This window comes from Ruoffia tabacinasalis (assembly GCF_005864045.1).
GTDB classification, from domain to species: Bacteria; Bacillota; Bacilli; order Lactobacillales; family Aerococcaceae; genus Ruoffia; species Ruoffia tabacinasalis.
Genome location: NZ_VBSP01000096.1, coordinates 1 through 1,459, shown reverse-complemented (window position 1 = coordinate 1,459; position 1,459 = coordinate 1). Strand labels below are relative to the sequence as shown.

At 39.9% G+C, this 1,459-nt stretch carries 1 protein-coding gene; it reads left to right on the top strand.

Features of this window, described 5'->3' with window-relative positions; genetic code table 11:
* Positions 1 to 1,370 (top strand): ISL3 family transposase (locus tag FEZ33_RS12170; protein ID WP_212746712.1); only part of this gene is annotated, 1,370 nt, incomplete at its 5' end.
* Between the last annotated feature and the right edge of the window lie 89 nt (positions 1,371 to 1,459).

The window sequence follows — 1,459 nt, the reverse complement described above, 5'->3', positions numbered from 1 at the left end:
ACATTACTAAAAGGAGAATTCACTTGGCTCATATGAATTATATCGCAGACTTACTAAATATTAAAGATAAACATGTTCAACTTCAAGATGACATCATGGAGGAAATGCACAAGGGGGTGCGGTGTAAGGTTCTCTTGGGACAACTCTCTTATTCATTGCCAGCCTGTCCACACTGTGGTGTGGCTAACCATTCAACGCAGGACATGATTAAATATGGTTTTGATCACACGACGATTCACTTAACGCATATCAACTTCCAACCCGTCTTGTTAAAACTCAAGAAACAACGCTATCAGTGTAAACATTGTCGGGTCGTGACGACTGTTCCAACAAGCATTGTTGATAAAGGATGCTTTATTTCGAATGACATTAAACGAACCATTATCATGGAATTAACGGAAGTACAGTCGATGAAACTGATTGCCCAACATCTAAATGTGTCTCGCTATACTGTTCAGTGCCAGTTAATTAAGGCGGGTCAAACCCTATCGCCAAAGACATGGGATCTACCAGAGCACCTTGGAATTGATGAGTTTAAGTCGGTCAAACAGGCGACGAGTGGGATGAGTTGTATTCTTATGGATGCCTATAACCACACATTGTTGGATATTGTCTTAGACCGCACACAAGACGCTTTAAGAGATTATTTTATGCGCTATTCATATGAAGCTCGAATGCAAGTCAAGACCGTCACCATGGATATGTACGGGCCGTATTATCTATTTTTACAACGCATTTTTCCGAATGCCGAGATTGTCATCGATCGGTTTCATATCGTTCAATTATTGAATAATACGTTAAACAGATATCGGATTAAAGTCATGAACACGATTCGTTACAACCGGCCGCGTGATTACACCAAATTAAAACAATTATGGAAATTAATTCAAAAAAACCGGGAGTCCTTGGACTTCGAGGATTACCACATTCACCGGCTGTTTGATGGCCTTGTGACTCAAAAAAGTATGGTCAATTATATGTTGAGTATCGATCCACGATTGGAGCAGGTCTATCATTTAGTCAATGATTTGAAGGCAGATATTGCGATGCATCATTCGGAGGCCTTTATTTATGATTTATATGAAACACGAAAATATGTGGTGCCACGCAAGGTCCGAACGACCTTTCAAACGCTTGAAAAGTATTTACCCGCGATTGAAAATAGTTTGACATACACGTTATCCAATGGGATTATTGAAGGCACCAATAACAAAATCAAGAACATAAAACGCAGCGGGTATGGGTATCGGAACTTTAATCACTTACGTTTTCGTATTTTGATTACTCAGAACTTACTGGTTAGACAGACCAAAAAGAGACGACCGCTCTTCTTTAAAGATGAGAACACAACACAAACTATCGTTGCATAGAGAGACACTTAAACATAGGAATAAAAAAAGAGCCAAGGTGACTGCGTCACCTGGCTCCTCGGTCCACCAACATCAAAAATTCATGAACC